General features: G+C 57.9%; 18 protein-coding genes. 8 read left to right on the top strand and 10 right to left on the bottom strand.

Going from position 1 to position 21,848, the window contains the following annotated elements:
• Window positions 1-1,881 carry a glycosyltransferase gene (locus tag C1J02_RS13985; protein WP_114879125.1) on the bottom strand — a complete coding sequence of 627 codons (1,881 nt, stop codon included), beginning with the start codon at window positions 1,879-1,881 and terminating at the stop codon, window positions 1-3.
• A 122-nt stretch (window positions 1,882-2,003) separates the two neighbouring features.
• Window positions 2,004-3,176, bottom strand: coding sequence for a glutamine-hydrolyzing carbamoyl-phosphate synthase small subunit (carA, locus tag C1J02_RS13980; protein ID WP_114879124.1), 1,173 nt, complete (start codon window positions 3,174-3,176; stop codon window positions 2,004-2,006).
• Window positions 3,177-3,374: 198 nt separating this feature from the next.
• Between carA and C1J02_RS13975 the strand changes: the two genes are divergently transcribed.
• The gene (locus C1J02_RS13975) at window positions 3,375-3,833 is read left to right on the top strand and encodes a GatB/YqeY domain-containing protein (RefSeq protein ID WP_114879123.1); all 459 of its coding nucleotides are present in this window, start codon (window positions 3,375-3,377) and stop codon (window positions 3,831-3,833) included.
• A gap of 16 nt (window positions 3,834-3,849) precedes the next feature.
• Here the strand turns inward: C1J02_RS13975 and C1J02_RS13970 are convergent, their stop codons facing one another.
• A complete protein-coding gene (locus tag C1J02_RS13970; RefSeq protein ID WP_114879122.1) occupies window positions 3,850-4,488 on the bottom strand; it encodes a bifunctional 2-polyprenyl-6-hydroxyphenol methylase/3-demethylubiquinol 3-O-methyltransferase UbiG in 639 nt (212 codons plus the stop codon).
• A 94-nt stretch (window positions 4,489-4,582) separates the two neighbouring features.
• Between C1J02_RS13970 and C1J02_RS13965 the strand changes: the two genes are divergently transcribed.
• Window positions 4,583-5,467 (top strand): LysR family transcriptional regulator, encoded by an 885-nt coding sequence (locus C1J02_RS13965; RefSeq protein WP_114879121.1) that lies wholly within the window; start codon window positions 4,583-4,585, stop codon window positions 5,465-5,467.
• 48 nt (window positions 5,468-5,515) lie between these two features.
• On the opposite strand, the gene C1J02_RS13960 is transcribed toward C1J02_RS13965, so the two are convergent.
• From C1J02_RS13960 to C1J02_RS13940, 5 genes are all read right to left on the bottom strand, one after another.
• Complete coding sequence (locus tag C1J02_RS13960) at window positions 5,516-5,998, bottom strand: DUF2244 domain-containing protein (RefSeq protein ID WP_114879120.1); 483 nt, start codon at window positions 5,996-5,998, stop codon at window positions 5,516-5,518.
• 69 nt (window positions 5,999-6,067) lie between these two features.
• Window positions 6,068-6,442: a VOC family protein gene (locus tag C1J02_RS13955; protein ID WP_114879119.1), complete on the bottom strand. Its 375-nt coding sequence runs from the start codon at window positions 6,440-6,442 to the stop codon at window positions 6,068-6,070.
• An 18-nt stretch (window positions 6,443-6,460) separates the two neighbouring features.
• Window positions 6,461-6,889, bottom strand: a complete 429-nt coding sequence (locus tag C1J02_RS13950; RefSeq protein WP_114879118.1) for a DUF4399 domain-containing protein — start codon at window positions 6,887-6,889, stop codon at window positions 6,461-6,463.
• Window positions 6,890-7,094: 205 nt separating this feature from the next.
• Window positions 7,095-10,535, bottom strand: a complete 3,441-nt coding sequence (locus C1J02_RS13945; protein ID WP_114879117.1) for a pyruvate carboxylase — start codon at window positions 10,533-10,535, stop codon at window positions 7,095-7,097.
• Window positions 10,536-10,690: 155 nt separating this feature from the next.
• The gene (locus C1J02_RS13940) at window positions 10,691-11,875 is read right to left on the bottom strand and encodes an alpha-hydroxy acid oxidase (RefSeq protein WP_114879116.1); all 1,185 of its coding nucleotides are present in this window, start codon (window positions 11,873-11,875) and stop codon (window positions 10,691-10,693) included.
• A gap of 148 nt (window positions 11,876-12,023) precedes the next feature.
• Between C1J02_RS13940 and C1J02_RS13935 the strand changes: the two genes are divergently transcribed.
• The gene (locus tag C1J02_RS13935; protein ID WP_114879115.1) at window positions 12,024-14,432 is read left to right on the top strand and encodes an ATP-dependent helicase; all 2,409 of its coding nucleotides are present in this window, start codon (window positions 12,024-12,026) and stop codon (window positions 14,430-14,432) included.
• A 294-nt stretch (window positions 14,433-14,726) separates the two neighbouring features.
• Here C1J02_RS13935 and C1J02_RS13930 read toward each other — a convergent pair whose 3' ends face one another.
• Window positions 14,727-14,939, bottom strand: a complete 213-nt coding sequence (locus C1J02_RS13930; protein ID WP_114879114.1) for a DUF1127 domain-containing protein — start codon at window positions 14,937-14,939, stop codon at window positions 14,727-14,729.
• Window positions 14,940-15,458: 519 nt separating this feature from the next.
• On the opposite strand from C1J02_RS13930, the gene C1J02_RS13920 reads away from it, so the two are divergent.
• Entirely contained in the window at window positions 15,459-16,532 is a 1,074-nt protein-coding gene (locus C1J02_RS13920; protein WP_114880596.1) for an Mrp/NBP35 family ATP-binding protein, read from the top strand.
• A gap of 12 nt (window positions 16,533-16,544) precedes the next feature.
• Here C1J02_RS13920 and C1J02_RS13915 read toward each other — a convergent pair whose 3' ends face one another.
• Window positions 16,545-17,327 carry a hypothetical protein gene (locus C1J02_RS13915; RefSeq protein ID WP_162798325.1) on the bottom strand — a complete coding sequence of 261 codons (783 nt, stop codon included), beginning with the start codon at window positions 17,325-17,327 and terminating at the stop codon, window positions 16,545-16,547.
• An 861-nt stretch (window positions 17,328-18,188) separates the two neighbouring features.
• On the opposite strand from C1J02_RS13915, the gene mraZ reads away from it, so the two are divergent.
• The 4 genes from mraZ to C1J02_RS13895 are packed head-to-tail and all read left to right on the top strand — an operon-like array spanning window position 18,189 to window position 21,845.
• On the top strand, window positions 18,189-18,680 hold the full coding sequence (gene mraZ, locus C1J02_RS13910) for a division/cell wall cluster transcriptional repressor MraZ (protein WP_114879111.1): 492 nt from the start codon (window positions 18,189-18,191) through the stop codon (window positions 18,678-18,680).
• A gap of 5 nt (window positions 18,681-18,685) precedes the next feature.
• A complete protein-coding gene (gene rsmH / locus C1J02_RS13905; protein WP_114879110.1) occupies window positions 18,686-19,675 on the top strand; it encodes a 16S rRNA (cytosine(1402)-N(4))-methyltransferase RsmH in 990 nt (329 codons plus the stop codon).
• Window positions 19,676-19,677: 2 nt separating this feature from the next.
• A complete protein-coding gene (locus C1J02_RS13900) occupies window positions 19,678-20,058 on the top strand; it encodes a cell division protein FtsL (protein ID WP_114879109.1) in 381 nt (126 codons plus the stop codon).
• Entirely contained in the window at window positions 20,055-21,845 is a 1,791-nt protein-coding gene (locus tag C1J02_RS13895) for a penicillin-binding protein 2 (protein ID WP_114879108.1), read from the top strand. The genes C1J02_RS13900 and C1J02_RS13895 overlap by 4 nt, the downstream gene beginning before the upstream one ends.
• Window positions 21,846-21,848: the final 3 nt, after the last annotated feature.

Here is a 21,848-nt window from a genome sequence, read left to right as displayed (position 1 = left end):
TTACTGCTTTGATTTCACATGTACCCCGTGTTCGGTCTTGTCCCAGAAAAACGGGCTTACAATGAATTCATGCAAGCCTTTGTAGGCCGCCAACGCCCCCATCGGGAAATAGAAAGGCGTGGTCAATACCCAGCCGATCAGATGCCGGTGTTCCCGACCCGACACCGCAACCATTGAAATTGTCAGGGTGAGGATCTCGGCTACAATGAAACACACGGCCATTGTCCACATGACCGGGGCCCCCAAGGTTAATGCAACCGGGTGAGAGACCCCAAAAACGGTGAGCCAGAATGACCATAACAGCGGCGCACATGCAAATTGAGAGAACGTGGCCAGCAGCAGGGTTTGAACGCCCAGAAACCGTTTCCAGCCCAGGTCGCGCAACAGTGCTGCGGGGTTGCGCATGTGAACGCACCAGGTGATCAAAAACCCTTTGAGCCAGCGTGAACGTTGCCGCACCCACGGCCAGGCGCGGCAGTTTGCTTCTTCGTGGGTGACGGTGGGCAGCAATTCGGTGACATAGCCGTGGCGGGCCAGTCGCACACCCAGATCTGCATCCTCGGTCACGTTATGCGCGTCCCAGCCACAGAGCTTTTCCAGAATATCGCGGCGAAAGAACAGGGTCGTCCCGCCTAGGGGAATGACAAACCCCAATCGCGCGAGACCCGGTAGAATCATCCGCCACCACGTCGCGTATTCGATTGTAAAACAACGGGAAATCCAGTTGGTCTGCGTATTGTAATAATCCAGAATGCCCTGCAGGCAGGCGACGTTTTCGGGGGCTTGTTGAAACCTGTTCACGACCCGCTCAAGCTGATCGGGCTCTGGTGCGTCCTCTGCATCCCAGACCCCGATGATGCTGCCGTGACAAAAATCGAGCGCATAGTTCAAGGCGCGCGGTTTTGTGGTCAGGCCGTTGGCCTCGGGCACTTCGATGACGCTGATCCATTCGGGCAGATCGGTGCGGGCAATGGTCCGGCGGGTCACGGTATCACCCTGTTCCAGGACCAGCACCACGTTCAGCAAGGATTTCGGATAGGTCAGCCGCGCCAGCCGGGTGATCAAGGCACCGGCGATCTCTTTTTCCTGAAGCAAAGGCACCAGTATGGACACACGCGGCAGCCGAAAAGGGGCCATTTTCACGTCCCCGGCTTCGGGCCTATCAGGCAGCTTATGTAATATCTGTGACCAGAAAGCAGCGGCTTTGAGGGCGGTGCTCATCATCAACGTCATAAAGGCCCAGATCATCAGCACCGTAAGGGTCCAAAGCGGTGCAAGGACAAGGGTCAGCAGGCAAAAGACGGCGATGCCGGACGCCCAGATCTTGCGAGATAGTGAGCTTACTTCCCATGTGCGGCAGCTTTCAGCGGCGGGCACGCGTGTTGCGGCCTTTTGCGCCAGCTCAGCGCCGTACAGACGGGACAGGTGAGTTTGAATTTGGGTCTGTTCCGAAATCACTGGCAACATCCGCTGCCCGGCCGGGCCCATGCAGGTGCGAAGTTTTTTAAACAGGTCAGGTCGGCTGGTGGCAACCAAGAGGGTATCGTCCACGTCCATCCAGGGCACAGCATAAAACTTGAGACACAAGGCAGCGGGCAGGCAATGGGCCAGGTGCTGCGGTGGCGGATCGTCGTCCAGATTGATCAATTGGGCATTGTGCTGGTGAGAGAGCGCTGCCAGCACATCAGCGCGACTGACCAACCCTTCAGAGATCATGATCTCTCCAAGAGGGGCATCGATGCGGCATTGCAACTCAAGCGCATGCACCAGATCGGCTGCAGTAATGATGCCTTCATTCACCAGATAACGCCCAAGTGGCTGCTGTGGGGGCGTCGGGTTTGCAACCTGCGGGTCCAGCAAATGGAGGCGAAGGTTACTCATGTCCCTGTCACCCTTAACTTCTATCCAAAGGCAAAGGTGACAGCGAACGGTTAATGCAATGTTAATAATACGTTAACGAAAAGTTAACGGTGTGGGCCAGAATGGTGTTGTGAGACGCGTGATTACGCCGGGGTTGCCACAGCGCGATCCGCCATCGCTTCGGCAAAACGTTGAAAGAGGTAATAGCTGTCTTGTGGTCCGGGTGAGGCTTCGGGGTGGTGCTGAACCGACCATACGGGCCGGTCAGCCATCCGGATCCCGCAATTGGACCCGTCAAAAAGCGAGACATGCGTTTCCAGAACGCCATCGGGCAGTGTCTGTGCATCGACCGCAAAACCATGGTTCATCGAGGTGATCTCGACTTTGCCGGTGTCGCGGTCTTTGACCGGGTGGTTGGCACCGTGATGTCCGTGGCTCATCTTGATGGTTTTGGCACCCAAAGCGAGGGCCAGCATCTGGTGGCCAAGACAAATCCCAAATACCGGCAGCTCTGTCTTGTCCAGCACATCGCGGATCATTGGCACCGCATAGGCACCGGTCGCCGCTGGATCACCGGGACCATTGGACAAAAACACGCCATCAGGATTATGCGCCATGATGTCGTCATAGGTCGCCGTCGCAGGCAGCACTGTCACATCGCAGCCGGCAGAGGCAAGACACCGCAAAATATTGCGCTTTGCGCCATAATCCACGGCGACAACCTTGTGTTTCGCATCAACCTGCGGCGCAAATCCGTCGGGCCATGCCCACCGCATTTCATTCCAGCGATACGATTGTGCGCAGGTCACATCCTTGGCCAGATCCATGCCTTCGAGGCCCGCAAACCCACGTGCTGCGGCGATCAGAGCTTCGATATCAAAATTGCCCTCGGGATCATGCGCCAATGCGGCGTGCGGTGCCCCGGTATGGCGGATTGCGCGGGTCAGGCGGCGCGTGTCGATGCCGCCGATTGCGATCCGGCCACGGGCGGCCAGCCACGGTGACAACTCTTGCACATTACGCCAGTTGCTGGGTTCTGTTGGCATCCATTTGACCACCATACCGGCAGCCATCGGATCACCGGATTCGTCATCTGCGGGATTGGTGCCAACATTGCCGATATGCGGGAAGGTGAATGTGACAATCTGGCCCGCATAAGACGGGTCTGTCATGACTTCCTGATAGCCGGTCATCGCGGTGTTGAAACAAAGCTCGGCGACCGTCTGTCCCGTCGCGCCAAAGCCCATGCCATAGAACAATGACCCATCCGCCAAGGCAAGACAGGCGGTCGGGCGGGGATGAGAGGGCGCGGACATGGGAGGTGCCTCCGGGCGAGATTTTACGTGGATAAACGGGGGGAACCTACGCTTGCCCGCATCCATCGTCAAGACCCGAGCAAAAATGAGATTTCTATTCTTATCAATACCTTACCGTAGGTTACTTGGCATTGCCTGTTCATGCGGCAACGGCTATGGTCCCAGCCTTACATAAGCGACAGAGCACAGGATAAAGCCATGGCATTGCGTACCCGCATCTCAGACGCCCTCAAACAGGCAATGAAAGACAAGGCGGCAGATCGGCTGTCGACGCTGCGTCTAATCAGCGCGGCCATCAAAGACAAAGATATCGCAGCCCGCGCGACAGGCAACGACGACGGTGTCCCTGAGGCGGAAGTTCTCGCGATCCTTGGCAAAATGGCCAAGCAGCGCATGGAATCGGCGCGCGCCTACGAAGAGGGCGGGCGGCTTGATCTGGCCGAGCGCGAACGTGAAGAGATCACGGTCATCGAAGAGTTCCTGCCGCGCCAGTTAAGCGATGAAGAAACCACCGCCGCCGTGGACAAGGCGATTGCCGAAGTTGGCGCCACCTCAATCCGCGACATGGGTAAGGTGATTGGCCTGCTGAAAGGCAAGTACACCGGGCAGATGGATTTCGGCTTGGTCGGACCGATGGTCAAGGAGCGTTTGAGCTGAACGGCGCTGCTGAAGTCTAGAGCTTACGGGCAATGGTAAAAAGCGCCCTTGCCGGCCCGGGCCGCCAATGGCTCTGCACCGTGAACCCCGCCACGCGCATTTCTGAGAGCAACGTATCTGCGGTAAAATAGGTGAGCTTTGGCAGTAGGCCAAGCGCATGTCCCGGGATCGATACAAACTTGAATGCCGGCATCGTATCGGCCATGCAGACCGTGCTGGCCACCAGATATCCGCCCGGCTTCAACAAGCCATGCAGTTTGGCCAATGTCGCTTTGTAATCCTGCACCAGATGCAGCACCGACAGGGCAAGGATGACATCGTAAGTGCCTTTGGCTGCGTCAAATTCTTCGACTGAGGTCTTTTGATAACTGATGTTATCGACGCCGGCGGCATTGGTCTTGGCCTGCGCAATGTCGAGCATTTTTTGTGACAGGTCGATTGCATGAATATGGGCAACATGAGGGGCATGTAGGATCGCGGTGCTGCCGGTACCGGTGCCGATTTCCAGCAGCTGCATGTCGTCGCGCAAAAGCGCGCGGGTTTCGCTGAGCTTGCGCTCATAGCTGGGCTGGTCTGCAATCTTGTCTCTGGAATATTTCTTTGCGATGAAATTCCAAAACCGAATGGTACGGCGGCTGGGTGTTTGAGCGGGCATGAGCGTTTCTTTCCAATTCAGATTTGGCTTTCATTACATCTGAACAAATGTGAATGGAATTGACCAAAGTTGCCTGTATGATATGCGTAAATGCATGGATTGGAGCAAAATATCATTCGATTGGAACCGCGCGCGGGCGTTCCTCGTCACGGCTGAGGAAGGGTCGCTGTCTGCGGCCGCGCGGGCGCTGGGGTTGGCGCAGCCGACGCTGGGCCGTCAGGTGAGCGCGCTTGAAGAAGAACTTGGCGTGGCGTTGTTTGAGCGGGCCGGGCGCGGATTGGTGCCAACCCCGGCGGGGCTCGAAATGTTGGAGCATGTGCGCAACATGGGTGAGGCGGCCTATGGCCTGTCCCGCATCGCGTCAGGACAGGCGCATTCCATTGAGGGGCCGGTCAGCATCACAGCGAGCGAGGTGACCTCGGCCTATGTGCTGCCACCGATACTGGCCGATCTGCGCCGCACCTATCCCGGCATTCGGGTTGAGGTGGTGGCGAGCAATGCGTTGCGTGACCTGCGCCGCCGTGAGGCAGACATCGCACTGCGCCATGTGGCCCCTGATGACCCGGATTTGATCGCCCGCAAGCTGCGACCGGGGGTGGCTCGCCTTTATGCCGCACAAAGCTATCTCGATCGGGCGGGGCCTTTTGATACACCGGCACAATTGGCACAGGCGGACTTTGTCGGTTTTGATGATAACCAGTCTTTCCTGGAAGGGCTGAACGCATATGGGGTGCCGATTCTGGCGCAACAATTTATTGCAAGCTCAGGATCGCATCTGGTGCAATGGCAGATGGTGCAGCAGGGGATTGGCGTCGGCGTGATGGCCGAAAGGATTGGCGATGATACCGCGGGCATGGCCCGCATCGCCACGTGGCTTGAGCCGTTTCGCTATGACGCATGGCTGGTGGCGCACAGGGAATTGAGAACCTCACGGCGGCTTCGGATCGTGTTTGATTTTCTTGCGAAATCAATGGCCTGAGGTCCAAAATTGATGTTCATCAGGGCGATGCTTGACCCTTTGCGCAGTCTAGCGATGTAAACTGCGTTTGAGGTCTTCAAACAGATCTTTACGCTCATCCTCGCTGAGGAAAGCCCCGATTTCGACCTCTCGACCATGCCCGCGCAAAGTCACATAATGGGGCACCGGGCCACCTTTTTCGTACTTCAGCACCTGCGCCCAATAGCGGTTGCAATCCCATTCCTTGACCTCGCCCTTGGGGCTGGTGTGGGTCAGATGCGCGGTGTCATCATCCAGGGTCAGCACCTCCTCGATCTGGCGGGCACGGTGGTTTTTCTGCAAGGCCAGATACATGCCGCCCACGGCCAAGAGCGTGAAAGGCAACAGACCCCATAACAAAACGGTCCCCAGCAGCGGCAATGTGGGGATCAGGATCAGGGTAAAGGTCGCCAGAATGAACGCGGCAAACCCGCGCGGGGGCAGGGATTGATGGGGCCACAGGCGCATCTGTTGCCGGGGGGCCTGTGGCGGGCTGGTCCATTCGTAGGGCATGGCAAAAAGATAGACATCATCGTTGGAAAGGCAATGTGGCAAAACAGACGGCTCTTCGGGACATCTGGCCTAGGGGCCGATCAGATCCCAGCGGTTGCCAAATGTGTCGCGAAACACGGCGACGGTGCCGTAAGGTTCATGGCGCGGCTCTTCTTCAAACTGCACGCCTGATGCTATGAGCCGGGTATGATCCGCTGCAAAATCATCCGTTTGCAGGAAAAGCCAGACCCGGCCCGCACCTTGATTGCCGATGGCGGCGACCTGCGCTGGATCGTCCGCGCGTGCCAGAATGAAGCCGGTGCCGCCGCCCGGTGGTGTGACCCGCACCCAACGCTTGCGGCCCTGATCAATGTCCTCAGTCAGGACAAAGCCCATGACATCGCAGTAATACGCAATCGCGCTATCATAATCGGGGACGATCAGGGTGAGGGCGGACAGATGCATGCGGTTTGTGCCTCCGGTCTAGTTCACCGTGATTGTAACGACCTCACTCATGACCGGCGGATCGTGCGGCACGTGGCTCCAGTCGCCCAGCAGCATTTGCAGGGTGTGGGTGCCTGCAGGCAGTTCTTTGGTCACCTGTGTCTGACCGCCACCGAAATGGACAATCTGGTCGGTTGCAGGCAGCCCAGAGTCGAGGTCCAGCGTGCCTGGGTCGGTATTGATCAGCAGGTGATGATGCCCGGTGTTGTCCATTTCGGTGCCAGCTGGCGCAATGCCCATGCCCGCAAGTCCAAAAACAATTGTTACAGGGTTTGATACCGTCGCACCATCCGCCGGTGAGATGATATAGGCCTGCGCGCCATCCGGTGCCGGGTTGCGATGACCGTCCGCAAAGGCCGCTCCCGCAAACAAGATCCCCGCTGTCGCGGCTAAAATTAACTGCTTCATGATGTTCTCCCAAAAAGACGGGTGATACCCGCCTTGCTAGAATATAGCCCGCGACGCGATTCCCACAACCAAGTTGGGCTGATTTGGACTGCTCCGCTGGCCATGCTGAATCTAAACAAGCGCAGCCGAGTCACAATGTTCAACTCAGCGGTGCTGACAAATGTCCAGACGGCAAGCCTGCGGGATCACGCATCATACCCGCCCTTCACTCCAACTCGACCAGCAGATCCTTTGCATCAATCTGCGCACCTGCGGTCACATGGACGGCCTTGACCACCGCATCACGCTCTGCATGGATGCCGGTTTCCATCTTCATCGCCTCAATGGTCAACAACAGATCGCCCGCGCGCACCTTTTGGCCCACAAGAGCACCCACCGAAGCGACAACCCCCGGCATCGGCGCGCCGATGTGATTGTCATTGCCTGCCTCGGCCTTGGGGCGCTTGGCAGTGGTGGCTTTGACCAGACGGTTCGGCGTGCGGATCACACGGGGTTGGCCATTCAGTTCAAAGAACACTTTGACCTCGCCATCCTCGTTGGTATCTGACGCCGCCTGCATCCGGATTTCCAAGGTCTTGCCGGGGTCAATCTCGGCCGAGATTTCTTCGCTGGGTTCCATACCATAAAAGAATGTCGGTGTCGGCAAGGTGCGCACCGGGCCATAAATGCGGTGGCGGCCCATGTAATCAAGGAAGACCTTGGGGTACATCAGATAGCCGCACAGATCCTCGTCGTCGATTTCCATCCCTTCAAGTTCTTTGGACAACTCTGCGCGGGTTGCTTCGATATCGACAGCGGGCAGGTGTTTACCGGGGCGTTCAAGGTTCGGAGCTTCTCCCTTGAGAACCTTCTTCACGATGCCATCTGGAAAGCCGCCCGGAGGCTGGCCCAGATTGCCGCGCATCATGTCGATAACGGAATCGGGAAACGACACGTCGGTGTCAGGGTCTTCAACCTGCGCTCGGGTCAACCCCTGGGACACCATCATCAGCGCCATGTCCCCCACGACCTTGGAGGAGGGCGTGACCTTGACGATATCCCCAAACATCTTGTTCACGTCCGCATAGGTGCGCGCGACTTCTGGCCAGCGGTCATCAAGGCCAAGCGAAGATGCCTGCGCCTTGAGGTTGGTGAACTGACCGCCGGGCATTTCGTGCAGATAAACTTCGGATGACGGGGCCTGCATGCCAGTCTCGAATGCCGCGTATTGGCCCCGCACCTCTTCCCAATAGTCAGAGATTTCGCGCACAGCACGCATATCCAACCCGGTGTCGCGGTCCGTGTGGCGCAGCGATTCCACAACCGTTCCCAGTGTCGCCTGAGAGGTGTTGCCGCTAAATGCATCCATTGCGCAATCGACCGCATCAACACCTGCATCTGATGCCGCAAGTATGGTCGCACATGCACTGCCTGCGGTGTCGTGGGTGTGGAAGTGGATTGGCAGGCCGACCTCGGATTTCAGCGCCTTGATCAGCACACGGGCCTGCGCAGGTTTGAGCAAGCCTGCCATGTCCTTGAGGCCCAGCACATGCGCCCCTGCGGCCTTGAGATCCTGACCCATGGCGACATAATATTTCAGGTCATATTTTGCACGATCGGGGTCAAAGATGTCGCCGGTATAACAAATGGTGCCTTCGCAGACCTTGTTCGCCTCAACCACCGCATCCATCGCCACGCGCATGTTTTCAACCCAGTTCAGGCTGTCAAAGACACGGAACACATCGACGCCGGTGTTGGCGGCAGTTGCCACAAATTTTTGCACGACATTGTCGGGATAGTTGGTATAGCCCACCCCGTTTGAGGCGCGCAGCAGCATTTGGGTCATGACGTTGGGCAGGCTCGCCCGCAGATCGCGCAGGCGCTGCCAGGGGCATTCCTGCAAGAACCGGTAAGCCACATCAAAGGTCGCACCGCCCCAGCATTCGACGCTGAAAAGCTGTGGCAGATTGGCGGCATAGACGGGGGCCACCTTGATCATGTCGTGGCTGCGCATCCGGGTGGCCAACAAGGACTGGTGCCCGTCACGCATGGTGGTGTCGGTGATCAGCAATTGCCGCTGCTGGCCCATCCATTCGGCCACAGCCTTTGGGCCTTTTTGCTCCAAAAGATTGCGGGTGCCCATTTGCGGCTCTGCGCGGCGGGCTGGTGGCTTGGGGTCGCGGACGTGGGCAGGTGGACGGGCGTGATCCTTGGTCTCTGGATGGCCGTTCACAGTAATATCCGCGATATACGTCAGGACTTTGGTGGCGCGGTCGCGGCGTTTCTTGAACTGGAAAAGCTCTGGCGTCTGGTCGATGAATTTGGTGGTGTATTCGTTATTGAGGAACGTCGGATGTTTCAGCAGGTTCTCGACAAAAGCGATGTTGGTCGAAACACCGCGCACCCGGAATTCGCGCAATGCCCGGTCCATCCGCGCGATGGCCATTTCGGGGGTCGGGGCCTTGGCAGTCACTTTGGTCAATAGACTGTCATAATAGCGCGTGATCACGCCGCCTGCGTAGGCTGTGCCGCCGTCAAGCCTGATGCCCATGCCTGTGGCGGACCGATAGGCGGTGATGCGGCCATAGTCGGGGATGAAATTGTTGAGCGGATCCTCGGTGGTGACGCGGGTTTGCAGGGCGTGACCGTTGAGAGTGATCTGGGATTGGTCGGTTTTGCCTGTGGCCTCGGCCAGCGTCTTGCCTTCGGCAATCAGGATTTGCGCGCGCACGATGTCGATGCCGGTGACTTCTTCGGTGACGGTGTGTTCGACCTGAACCCGCGGGTTCACCTCGATGAAATAGAATTTGTTATCGTCCATATCCATCAGGAACTCGACGGTCCCGGCGCATTCGTAATCCACATGGGCACAGATTTTGCGGCCCAGCTCGCAGATTTCCGCGCGCTGGTCTTCGGTCAAATAAGGGGCGGGCGCGCGTTCAACGACTTTCTGGTTGCGGCGCTGAACGGAACAATCGCGTTCAAACAGATGATAGATGTTGCCATGCTTATCGCCCAAAATCTGCACTTCGACATGGCGGGCTCTTTGGATCATCTTTTCAAGATAGCCCTCGCCATTGCCAAAGGCAGCCTCTGCCTCGCGGCGGCCTTCCATGACCTTTTCGGGCAGTTCTTTTTCGTTGTTGATCGGGCGCATGCCGCGCCCGCCACCGCCCCATGACGCCTTGAGCATCAGCGGATAGCCGACGGCACCGGCTTCTTTCTTGATCGCAGCCATGTCGTCGCCCAGCACTTCTGTTGCGGGGATCACCGGCACGTCAGCGGCCATTGCCACGCGCCGCGCGCTGGCCTTGTCGCCAAGGGCGCGCATGGTTTCCGCACGCGGGCCAATGAAGGCGATGCCGTTGTGTTCGCAGGCGTCCACGAATTCGGGGTTTTCCGACAGCAGGCCATAGCCGGGGTGGATCGCATCCGCACCACTTGCCTTGGCCACCCGGATCATTTCATCAATGCTGAGGTAGGCCGCGACCGGTCCAAGCCCCTCGCCGATGCGGTAGGCCTCATCGGCCTTAAAGCGGTGCAGGCCCAGCTTGTCCTCTTCGGCATAGACCGCGACCGTCTTTTTGCCCATCTCATTGGCGGCCCGCATGATGCGAATGGCAATCTCGCCGCGGTTGGCGATGAGGATTTTGGCGAACTCGGTCATGGTGCTGATCCTTGTATTGGTGGACGTAGCGGCACTTTAGGGATGCTGCGGTGCAGCGCAATACCCGATATTACGGAGTTTGCTGCATTCTTGACTCACAAAAGGAGATTGAAACGGCGGATTGCGAGTGTTTGGCGGCGTCGCGTTAAGTCCTTTTACCGTTTTGGGTCGGAAATGGAACCATTTGGAAATGCTGGGTGCGCGTGCAGATCAAAAGGCACGGGAAGTGTTTTGAGATCGGTTGCACCCAATTGGCCCATGTTTGCGATCAGGTCTTTGGTGAGAAGTTCAATGAGATGATCGATGCCCTTGGGGCCAAGGGCGGCCAATGCCATGTGAAAGGCGCGGCCCAGCATGACGAAATCTGCACCTAGTGCCAGGGCGCGCAGAATATCGAGACCGGATTCAACCCCGCTGTCGAAGATGATCGGGAGCGTGGTGGCGCTGCGGATCTCTGGCAATGCTTCGATGCTGGCGGGTGCCGCATCAAATTGGCGCCCTGCATGGTTGGAGACCCAGATTGCATCGACACCGGCTTTTTCCAATCGCGTCGCGTCTTCTGCGCGCAGGATTCCTTTGATTATGAAAGGTCCGTCCCAGGCATCGCGCAGCCATGTCACATACTCCCAGTCGGGCGAGGTCCGTAGCAGATATCCGATATGTGCGGTGGGGGGTAGGCCGGCAGTGCGGGCGTCGCTGTATTTGTCCAGCATCCGCATATGCGGCATGCCCCGCTGCGCCATGCCGATGGCCCATGCGGGGCGTTGGGCAATCTGTGCCAACAGGCGCGGGGTCAGCTTGGGCGGGCTGGTGAGGCCCGACCGGGTCTGGCGTTCACGGCGGCTGGCCACAGGGACATCAACGGTCAGGATCAGGGTCTTGAACCCCGCATCCCGCGCGCGGCGCAGCATATCGGTGCGGATGTCTGTGTCGCGCGGCGGATAAAGCTGGAACCATGCATGTTCACCAAGATGCGGCGCGAGGTCTTCGGGGCTTTGTGCGGCGACGGTGGACAGACCATAGGGAATATGGGCGCGGGCGGCGGCACGGGCGAGATGCCCTTCGGCGTCCGGCCAGATCAGCCCGGACATGCCGATGGGCGCGATGCCAAAGGGCAGGGGCAAGTCAGCACCGCAAAAATTGGTCGTCAGGTCGGGGGTGAACTCCCCATGTAAAACCGATGGCATAAGACCGATCCGGTCAAGCCCCGCGCGGTTGCGGTGTCTGGTGGCTTCGGTCCCGGTTGCACTGTCGAGGTATTCCCAGACGAATTTGGGAATCCGTTTCTTGGCGCGGGTGCGCAGGTCAGACAGGGCGGGATAGGTGGCGTGCAGGTCCATGCCCGCATTTGTGCGTAAGGTGCTGTGCTTGTCCAGCGGGTGTTCCGTTTGCGGCAGCGGTTGATAGTGTATTTGGGGAACAATGAAATGGGGAACATCCCAAGAACATGGGTTTTCCTGCCGTAAGAATGGGGGTAGGTTATGCGCCATGAGCAGTTTTGATGAAACCGGCGCCTTTGAAGGCGCATCCCTGTCCGCGCGTGCGATGGCCGCGCGGCCGCAACGTTATCTGGAGGGCTTGAATCCGGCGCAACGCGCCGCCGTTGAGCAGATGGATGGCCCGGTTCTGATGCTCGCCGGGGCCGGGACAGGAAAAACGCGTGCGCTCACGGCGCGGATTGTGCATTTGATGGCGCAGGGCAAGGCGCGCCCGAATGAAGTGCTGGCGGTGACATTCACCAACAAGGCTGCACGCGAGATGAAAAACCGGGTGGGTCAGATGATGGGCCAGCAGGTTGAGGGGATGCCTTGGCTTGGCACATTTCACGCGATTTGCGTGAAGTTGTTGCGGCGACATGCGGAATTGGTGGGGCTGAAATCGAATTTCACCATTCTGGATACGGATGATCAGCTGCGGCTGCTGAAGCAACTGGTGGCAGCAGAGAATATTGACGACAAACGCTGGCCTGCGCGAATGCTGGCGGGGATCATTGATGGCTGGAAGAACCGGGCGCTGACACCTGAAAAGGTGCCTGCGGCGGATGCGGGGTTTTATAACAACCGTGGGACCGAGATTTACGATCACTATCAGCGGCGGTTGATTGAACTCAACGCGGTCGATTTTGGCGATCTGTTGTTGCACATGGTCACGATTTTCCAGACCCACCCGGATGTGTTGGCGCAATACCAGCGTTGGTTCAAATACATTCTGGTGGACGAATACCAAGATACCAATGTGGCGCAATATCTGTGGCTGCGGTTGCTGGCGCAGGGGCACAAGAACATCTGCTGTGTCGGTGATGATGATCAGTCGATCTATGGCTGGCGCGGGGCGGAAGTGGGCAACATCCTGCGGTTCGAGACGGATTTTCCCGGCGCGCATGTGGTCAAGCTGGAGCAGAATTATCGTTCAACACCCCATATTCTGGCGGCTGCGTCGGGGGTGATTGCGGGCAATGAGGGGCGGCTGGGCAAGACCTTGTGGACCGAACAGAAGGAAGGCGAAAAGGTGCGTCTGATTGGCCATTGGGATGGCGAAGAAGAAGCGCGTTGGGTCGGTGATGAGGTCGAGGCACTGCAGCGCGGGACGCGGGGGATGAAACCGCTTTCGCTGGACGCGATGGCAATCCTCGTGCGGGCCTCCCACCAGATGCGGGCCTTTGAGGATCGGTTTTTGACGATTGGTCTGCCGTACCGTGTCATTGGCGGGCCGCGGTTCTATGAGCGGTTGGAAATCCGCGATGCGATGGCCTATTTCCGGGTCGTCACCAGCCCCGATGATGATCTCGCTTTTGAGCGAATTGTGAACACGCCCAAACGGGGGCTTGGTAAGATTGCAATACAAAAAATTCAAACCACTGCCCGCGAGCATGGCGCCAACCTGTTGGAGGGCGCGCGGATATTGCTGGCCCATGATGGCTTGGGCGGCAAAGGTGGCGCGCAGTTGCGGCTGTTGGTGGACGGGATTGACCGTTGGCATGCGATGACACGCGGGCCGTTGCGAGCGGTGTCGAACGACGATGTGATTGAGGATGGGCCAGAGCGGCTTGAATATGCGCCGCCCGAGACCAGCCATGTCGAACTGGCGCAGATCATTCTTGACGAAAGCGGCTATACCGGCATGTGGCAGAACGAAAAGACGCCAGAGGCACCGGGACGGCTGGAAAACCTGAAAGAACTGGTCAAGGCGCTTGAGCAGTTTGAGAATCTGCAAGGGTTCCTCGAACATGTCAGCCTGATCATGGACAATGAACAGGATGGTGACGGCGAAAAGGTTTCCATCATGACGCTGCATGCCGCCAAGGGGTTGGAGTTTCCGGCGGTGTTTCTGCCGGGGTGGGAGGATGGCCTGTTCCCCTCGCAACGGTCGATGGATGAAAGCGGCATCAAGGGATTGGAAGAAGAACGGCGGCTGGCCTATGTGGGCATCACCCGGGCCGAGGAGTTGTGCACGATTTCCTTTGTCGGCAACCGGATGGTGTTTGGACAATGGCAATCTGCGATGCCGTCTCGGTTTATTGATGAATTGCCCGAGGATCATGTCGAGGTCCTCACGCCGCCGGGCCTTTACGGTGGTGGATTTGGTGCCGCGATGCCAAAAAGCACGCTGCATGAGGCGGCGGCAGAGGCGAATGTCTACAACTCGCCGGGATGGCGGCGTTTGCAGGCGCGGGCCGGCGAACGGGGCATGAGCCAGCCACGCGAAACCCGCAACGTGACCATCGACATGACCGCCGTGAGCAGTTTCGTGATGGGCGAACGGGTTTTCCACCAGAAGTTCGGCTATGGCGCGGTGACGGGCATCGAGGGTGACAAACTTGAGGTCGATTTCGAAAAGGCCGGCATCAAAAAGATCGTGTCGAGCTATCTGACAGGATGTGACGACGTGCCTTTTTAACGTCGACTGCATGGCGTTCTGACGCGTGGGGGGCAGTCGATTATCCTATCAAGAGCGATGAGAACCCACCCCGTCAAGGCCCCCGGGGTGCCTATTCCACATCCTCCAAAAACAGAAAACGGCGGCACCTTGGGAGGAAGGTGTCGCCGTCTCTTTTGTGGCCCAAAGCGTCAAGGGAGGATCGGCTCTGGGTCAATCAAGGGAACCGCAGCATCGGGGAGGAGGAAGAAGATGCGGCCCCTTGGATCAGGCCTGTGAACAGGGAGGTGTCACAGGCCTAAATCGTAATCTTGTTCAGCGTGTTGCCGCTTCCCAGGAAATCCGGCGCAGATCGTAGCGGTTCAGGCCCAGATCATTCAGTTCGCGGTTGGACAGCGCGCTCAAACCATCGAGCGTTTCGCGGTACAGCCGGTGCTGCTTGTAGCGGGTTGCCAGAGCATCAAAGGCTGTGCCGATGCGGGCAAAGAAGGATGTTGTCGTTGCGGATGTTGTATTTACGTATGCCATTTTGGCGCCTCTTGTTTCATATCTATCGTCGTTTCGGATGAGGGGTATCTATGCCTTTAAACCGGGCGATCAACGGCTGTTACTGCAATGCCGCTATGCAGCATTTGCATGGCGGACTTTGGGTCAATCTCTTGCTTACCAAAGGGAAACTTTCGCCGCCGGGCAAAAATCGCCGTTCGCAAAGGTTGGCGCTGTCATAGATTTGGAGGTGTGGGGAAAAAGGGCGACGACATCAGGGAGGAGGAAGATGTCGCCGCCAAAACCAGATTTGCCCGGGAGGAGGATGAGCGCCTCTGTTCTTTCTATCGGATCAGCCTTGCGACCGATCCATGACCTTACAATCCAATAAATGCTGCATCTGCACAATGGATAGTTTTGCAATGCTGCTATGCAGCGAAAACATGGTAACCCTGCGTAAATGCTGAGCAATCCGCCTTTTCATTCAGCATTGGCCGTTGGCCTCTTGTGGTTTGTCCAAAACCTGCCATTTCAGGAGGCATGAATGAGGAGAATTTGCGCATGTCCGTCACCAAAGCCGATGTTGAAGCTGCCCTTGCACGGGTTACTCTGCCGGATGGCAAAAGCCTGATGGCGCATGATCTGGTGCGGGCGCTGACGGTCGAGGGCGACAAAGTGCGATTCGTGATTGAAGCGCCGAGTGCTGACGTTGCCAAACAAATGGGACCCCTAAGGGATGCGGCGGAAAAGGTCGTATCGGACCTGCCTGGGGTCGCTCAGGCGACGGTTGCGCTGACGGCCCATGGGCCAGCGCCCAAACCATCCGCGCCGCCCAGCCTCAAGATTGGCGGCCATCCCAAACCGCAGGAGGGGCCAACCAAACCCAGCGGCGTCCAGCGTATTCTGGCAATCGGGTCGGGCAAAGGCGGCGTAGGCAAGTCCACCGTCAGCTCAAACCTTGCCGTGGCCCTGGCGCGGGCAGGGCGCAAGGTGGGCCTGTTGGATGCCGACATCTACGGGCCGTCACAGCCCCGCATGATGGGCATTAACAAACGGCCTGCCAGTCCGGATGGGAAAACGATCATCCCGCTGCATGCGCATGGCGTCACGCTGATGTCCATCGGGTTCATGATGGAAGAGGGCAAGGCCATTGTCTGGCGCGGTCCGATGTTGATGGGCGCGCTGCAACAGATGCTGGGGCAGGTTGAATGGGGCGAATTGGATGTGCTGCTGGTCGATCTGCCCCCCGGTACCGGGGATGTGCAGCTGACCTTGTGCACCAAGTCGGACCTGACCGGCGCGATTGTGGTCAGCACACCCCAAGACGTGGCGTTGATTGATGCCCGCAAGGCGCTGGATATGTTCGCAACGCTCAAAACGCCGGTTCTGGGGTTGATCGAGAATATGTCGACGTTTGTGTGCCCCGATTGCGGGTCCGAACATCAGATCTTTGGTCATGGCGGTGTCGCGGCTGAGGCCGAAAAAATGGGGGTGCCGCTGTTGGGCAGTCTGCCGATCGATCTGGATACCCGGTTGGCCGGCGACGGTGGCACGCCCATCGCTGCAGGCGACGGGCCCATGGCGCAAGCATATGAAAAGATTGCCGAAGGATTGATTAAGGGTGGGATGGCTTGAGGGGCGACCCGATTAATCCAGTGATCTGCCTTCGACCAGATGCCCATAAAGCGTGGTCAGAACTGAGATAAACACCAAACCCTCGATGATGAAGATCAGCGTTTGCATGATCACCGACATGCCAATGCCGTCGGGCAGGATCGCGTTGCTGATGAGAGAGATCACGAGGTTCATCAGTGCCAGTAAGACGGCAACACCCCACAATGCATTCGAAATGGTGGCGGTAACCTGCCAGCTTTCGGTAATGCGCATGGTTTGACCCAGTGCCGCTGCGGGCAGCACCACACTTAGCCGTAGGGCCACCCAGATAAAGAATATGCCCGCAAGAACACCGACAACCAAGAACATCGTAAGGCCGCCAGACATGGCCGCGCCCATACCGCCGAAAACGGCAATGGCAATGCCGACCGGGATCGCAATCAGAAATTGGACCAAAGCCAGGATAATGGCACGCCAAAGATAGCCCAGAAGGACTGAGAACCCTGCCTTGATATGGCCGCCCTCGTCAGCGCCGTTTATCAGGACGTAACGGTGCCACAGGATCGCCATCAGCGCATAGCCGATCAGGCCGGCAATCGATAAAAACAGCAGCAGCATGGCCGAAGACGGTGCGGGGGCGACAAATGTATCCGGTGTGGACTGTATCGCGATGAGTGCATCCGGAACCAGAATGGCCGCAGCAATGACGCTGGCCAGCACACCCAAAAGAGCCGGCGCAATCACACGTAATGTTGTGCCAGGTTCATGAAGGAGCATGCGAATGGCATGCGTGAGGATGGCCAAAGCGTTGTTCACGAAAAGCTCCATGTTGTTGCCGAGCCTTTTGGCCTGATATCGAAAAAGAAGCAAGCAGCCGCCAAAGCGCGGGCGGGCGAGACAGGACTGCAGTCAAAATTGACATAATTCAGCATCGCGGCGGCTAAGGTGCATTGGACATGTTCGCGCTGCCTTTCGCAACGCGTTTGGGAATGCACGCGCAGCCGCATGGGAAAACATGGGCCTTGAGGCGCTGGCCAGCGGACAGGTTCAGCCAAATGTCGCCGATTCCGAATCATTTTGAGGGAAATAACCTTGAAATACCTTGCGTGCCGCTGCTGAAATGTGGAACAAGTCAGGAACATAAGCTGTGGATAAGTCTGTGGCTTAAAAATTCGGGGAATTCATGGGAATTTACTGCCTAAAGCTGAGCGATACAATATATAGTGGTTTTGAAGAAATATAATACCATTTGTGCTAAATTATTAAAGAAATGAGCGCCATATTTTGTTTTCGTCGCCTGTGCAAAACTAAATATTGTGTATAAATCCGAAAAAAATAGTAGACGGACATGAATTCCCATGGCATCCCTTATGCATCGGATGAGAACGGGACACGGGGCACCAAACGACCCCATACAGACAAAATAACCTAGCAGGTTTCATACAGGCACCTCGATTTCATCAGACCAACGAGATCCGGCGCGCGGGCGAGCAGACATCCCCCCAGGTGGCGCGCGCAGTCGGACTTCCCCGCTCAAGCGGGACGAGGGCGGAGAGTTGATCAGTGGCAGCAGATCAACTCTCCGTTTCCATTTAAAATCAAAGCACTGGGGAAAGAACTTCACGCGGGGGCGCGTAACAGATCAAAGCGCAAAATGCGCAGGCAGGAACAAAGACAGTGAGCCGCAGGTTCAGAGGCGAAAGCCATCACAAGGTCGATACGAAGGGGCGAGTGTCTATCCCAGCCTCTTTTCGCCGTGTGTTGGAGGCCGGTGATCCAAACTGGAAGTCTGGCGAGACCCCTGAGCTGGTGATTGTATACGGCGACGAGCGCCGCTCCTACCTTGAATGTTATACGATGGAAGCCATCGACGAGGTGGATCACAAGATCGACCGTATGCCGCGCGGTTCCATGCAGCGCAGAGCCTTGCAGCGTCTGTTTCATGGCCAGTCCTTCCCGACCACGGTGGATGAAACGGGGCGGTTGGTCCTTCCCGCCAAGCTGCGGAACAAAATTGATCTGGACGCCGAGGCGTTTTTTATCGCCGCCGGTGATACCTTTCAGATCTGGAAGCCCGAAACCTACGAAATGGAAGAGGAAGCGTGGCAGAACGAACTGCCGGACGACGTTGATCCGCTGTCTTTCCTGGATGGCGATCAGGAGGAGTAACGCACATGGCTGCTGCGGCCACCCTTGATCAGTCTGCCCCTCACACACCTGTCTTGTTGCGCCCGCTTTTGGCCGCTGTTGCGCCTGTTTCGGGTGTTTGGCTTGATGGCACATTTGGCGCGGGCGGCTATACCCGTGGTTTGCTTGAGGCCGGGGCCGCCCGGGTGATCGCCGTCGACCGCGATCCGGTGGCGTTTGAAATGGCGGCAGACTGGGCCACGGCCTATGGCGACAGGATCACCATGCAGCATGGTGTGTTTTCCAAGATGGATGAATATGCGCAGGATCTCGACGGTGTTGTCCTCGATCTTGGCGTGTCTTCAATGCAATTGGATCAGGCAGAGCGTGGGTTTTCGTTCATGAAGGACGGGCCTTTGGACATGCGAATGTCGCAAGATGGGCCATCGGCTGCCGATCTGGTCAATGAGGCGGACGAAGAGACGCTTGCCAACATTCTGTTTCAATATGGTGAAGAACGCGCAAGCCGCCGGATTGCCAAAGCGATTGCGCGCGCGCGTGCCGATGCTCCGATCACCACGACACTGGAATTGGCGTCATTGGTTGAGGGCTGTCTGCCCCGTTCAAAACCCGGTCAGTCACATCCCGCAACGCGCAGCTTTCAGGCGCTGCGCATTGCGGTGAATGATGAATATGGCGAATTATTTCAGGGGCTTATGGCGGCTGAGCGGGCGTTGAAGCCCGGTGGACAGCTTGCGGTTGTGACATTCCATTCGGTCGAGGACAGGATGGTCAAACGGTTCCTGACCGCCCGGTCAGGGTCGGGGGGGAACGCCAACCGCTTTGCACCCGAACTACACCAGGATGCGCCGCAGTTCATACTAAAGTCGCGCAAGGCCATTGGCCCGGACCCACAAGAATTACAGGAAAACCCGCGCAGCCGCTCGGCCAAGCTGCGGGTTGCCACACGAACGGATGCGCCTTCGGGCGTGGTTGATGCAAAATCCATCGGAATGCCGATGGTAAAGGGGCTTTAGACATGCGTGCTGTTCTTTACATTCTGACCTCACTGGCTGTTGTCGGCCTTGCGTTCTGGGCCTACCGCGAAAATTACGCGACCCAACAGGCGCTGAGTGAGGCAGACAAGCTGCACCTCAACATCCGCGCTGCCCATTCCCGGCTTGCGGTTTTACGCGCTGAATGGGCCTATCAGAACCGACCGGACCGCCTGCGTGATCTGGCTGAGATCAATTTTGAACGGCTGGGTCTGCTGCATCTGCACCCAGATCAATTTGGTCAGGTCGATCAGGTGGCCTATCCCCCTGCGCCGCTGTTGCCGATTACCGACCCGGTTGATGTGTCAACGATGAATTCAATTGCGCCGAAAGGCGCGTCAAACGCCGACGAGGACCCGCTATGATCCGCACACCGCTGCGCCCGTTGGCCCGCATTCTTGACGCCCGCGAAAAGGGCGAAAACCCCGATGCGATTGAGCGTGAAAATACCCGCATACGGCATGAACAGATGCGCGATCAGTCCCGTCTGCGTGCGGAGGGACGGTTGTTGGTGCTGGGCGCGTTCTTTTTCTGCGCCTTTGCAGTTGTCGGCGCGCGCATGGGGCTGCTCGCCACCTCTGAACCGGTTGAGCCACGCGCCCAAGCGCCGGGTGCGGTGATTTCGGCAAGCCGCGCGGATATTGTGGACCGCAACGGCAGCCTGCTGGCCACGAATTTCGACACCCACGCGCTGTATGCCCAGCCCAAGCAAATGGTTGACCCGGCGGCGGCGGCAAAAAAGCTGGTGGCAATCTTTCCTGATCTGGATGAAACACGCCTGCTCAAAGATTTCACCGGGGCGCGCAAGTTCCTTTGGGTGAAAAAGAAAATCAGCCCCGAGCAGATGCAGGCCGTGCATGACATTGGCGATCCGGGATTGCTTTTTGCGCCGCGGGACATGCGGCTTTACCCCAACGGAAGATTGGCCGCCCACGTGATGGGGGGCGCGAGTTATGGCAAGGAAGGTGTGCATGCTGCCGAAGTGATTGGCGTGGCAGGTGTAGAGAAATATTTTGATGATTATCTGCGCGACCCTGCGAACGGGGCCAATCCGCTGCAATTGTCGCTGGATCTGACGGTTCAAGCGGCGTCCGAGCGCATTTTGCTTGGCGGTATGAAATTGATGAACGCCAAGGGTGCCACATCCGTGCTGATGGATGTGAAAACAGGTGAGGTGATCAGCGTGGTCTCGCTGCCCAACTTTGACCCAAACGACCGCCCACGCCCGGCGACCACGGGCGATGCGTCTGACAGCCCGCTCTTTAACCGCTCTGTTCAGGGGGTCTATGAGCTGGGCTCGACCTTCAAGATTTTTGCCGCTGCTCAGGCCATTGATCTGGGGCTGGTGAACGCGCAGACCGTCATTGATACCAAGGGGCCCATGAAAGTGGGCGGGTTCAAGATTGGCGAATTTCGCAACAAGAATTACGGCGAATTGTCCGTCACCGATATCATCGTGAATTCATCAAACCGCGGGACCGGTCGCCTCGCACTGCAGATCGGACAGAAGCGCCAGCAAGAGTTCCTCAAAAGCCTCGGGTTCTTTGAACCCACAGGTTTTGAGATTGTCGAGGCGGCAGGTGGCAAGCCCTTGTTGCCCAAACGCTGGACTGACCTGTCGACAGTGACCATTTCCTATGGCCACGGGTTGTCATCCAGCCCGATGCATCTGGCCGCCGGATACGCCGCAATCGCCAATGGCGGGTTTAAGATTGAGCCGACGTTGCAAAAACAATCGGGTCCCAGGCTTGGACCTCGGGTGATGTCCGCACGTGCCGCCGCTGACGCGCGGATGATGTTGCGTAAGGTTGTTAGCGACGGCACGGCGAGCTTTGGCGAGGTGCCGGGATATTTTGTTGCAGGCAAGACCGGGACAGCGGACAAACCGAAACCGCGTGGCGGATATTACAAGGACAAGGTGATCGCGACTTTTGCGTCGATGTTCCCCGCCAATGATCCAAAATATGTGCTGATCGTCACGCTGGATGAACCGGTTGAGACATCCGGCGACAAACCGCGCCGCACGGCGGGCTGGACGGCCGTGCCGGTTGCGGCGGAAATGATCCGGCGTGTGGCCCCGTTGCTGGGTGTGCGACCAGCCATTGAACCCGTCAACGCCGCTGTGGTAACGCTGACCAACAGCAATAATTAATGA

Origin of the sequence: Sulfitobacter sp. SK011 (assembly GCF_003352065.1) — a bacterium.
GTDB lineage: Bacteria > Pseudomonadota > Alphaproteobacteria > Rhodobacterales > Rhodobacteraceae > Sulfitobacter.
The sequence above is the reverse complement of the archived record's forward strand: the minus strand, read 5'-3'. Positions and strand labels throughout refer to the sequence as shown.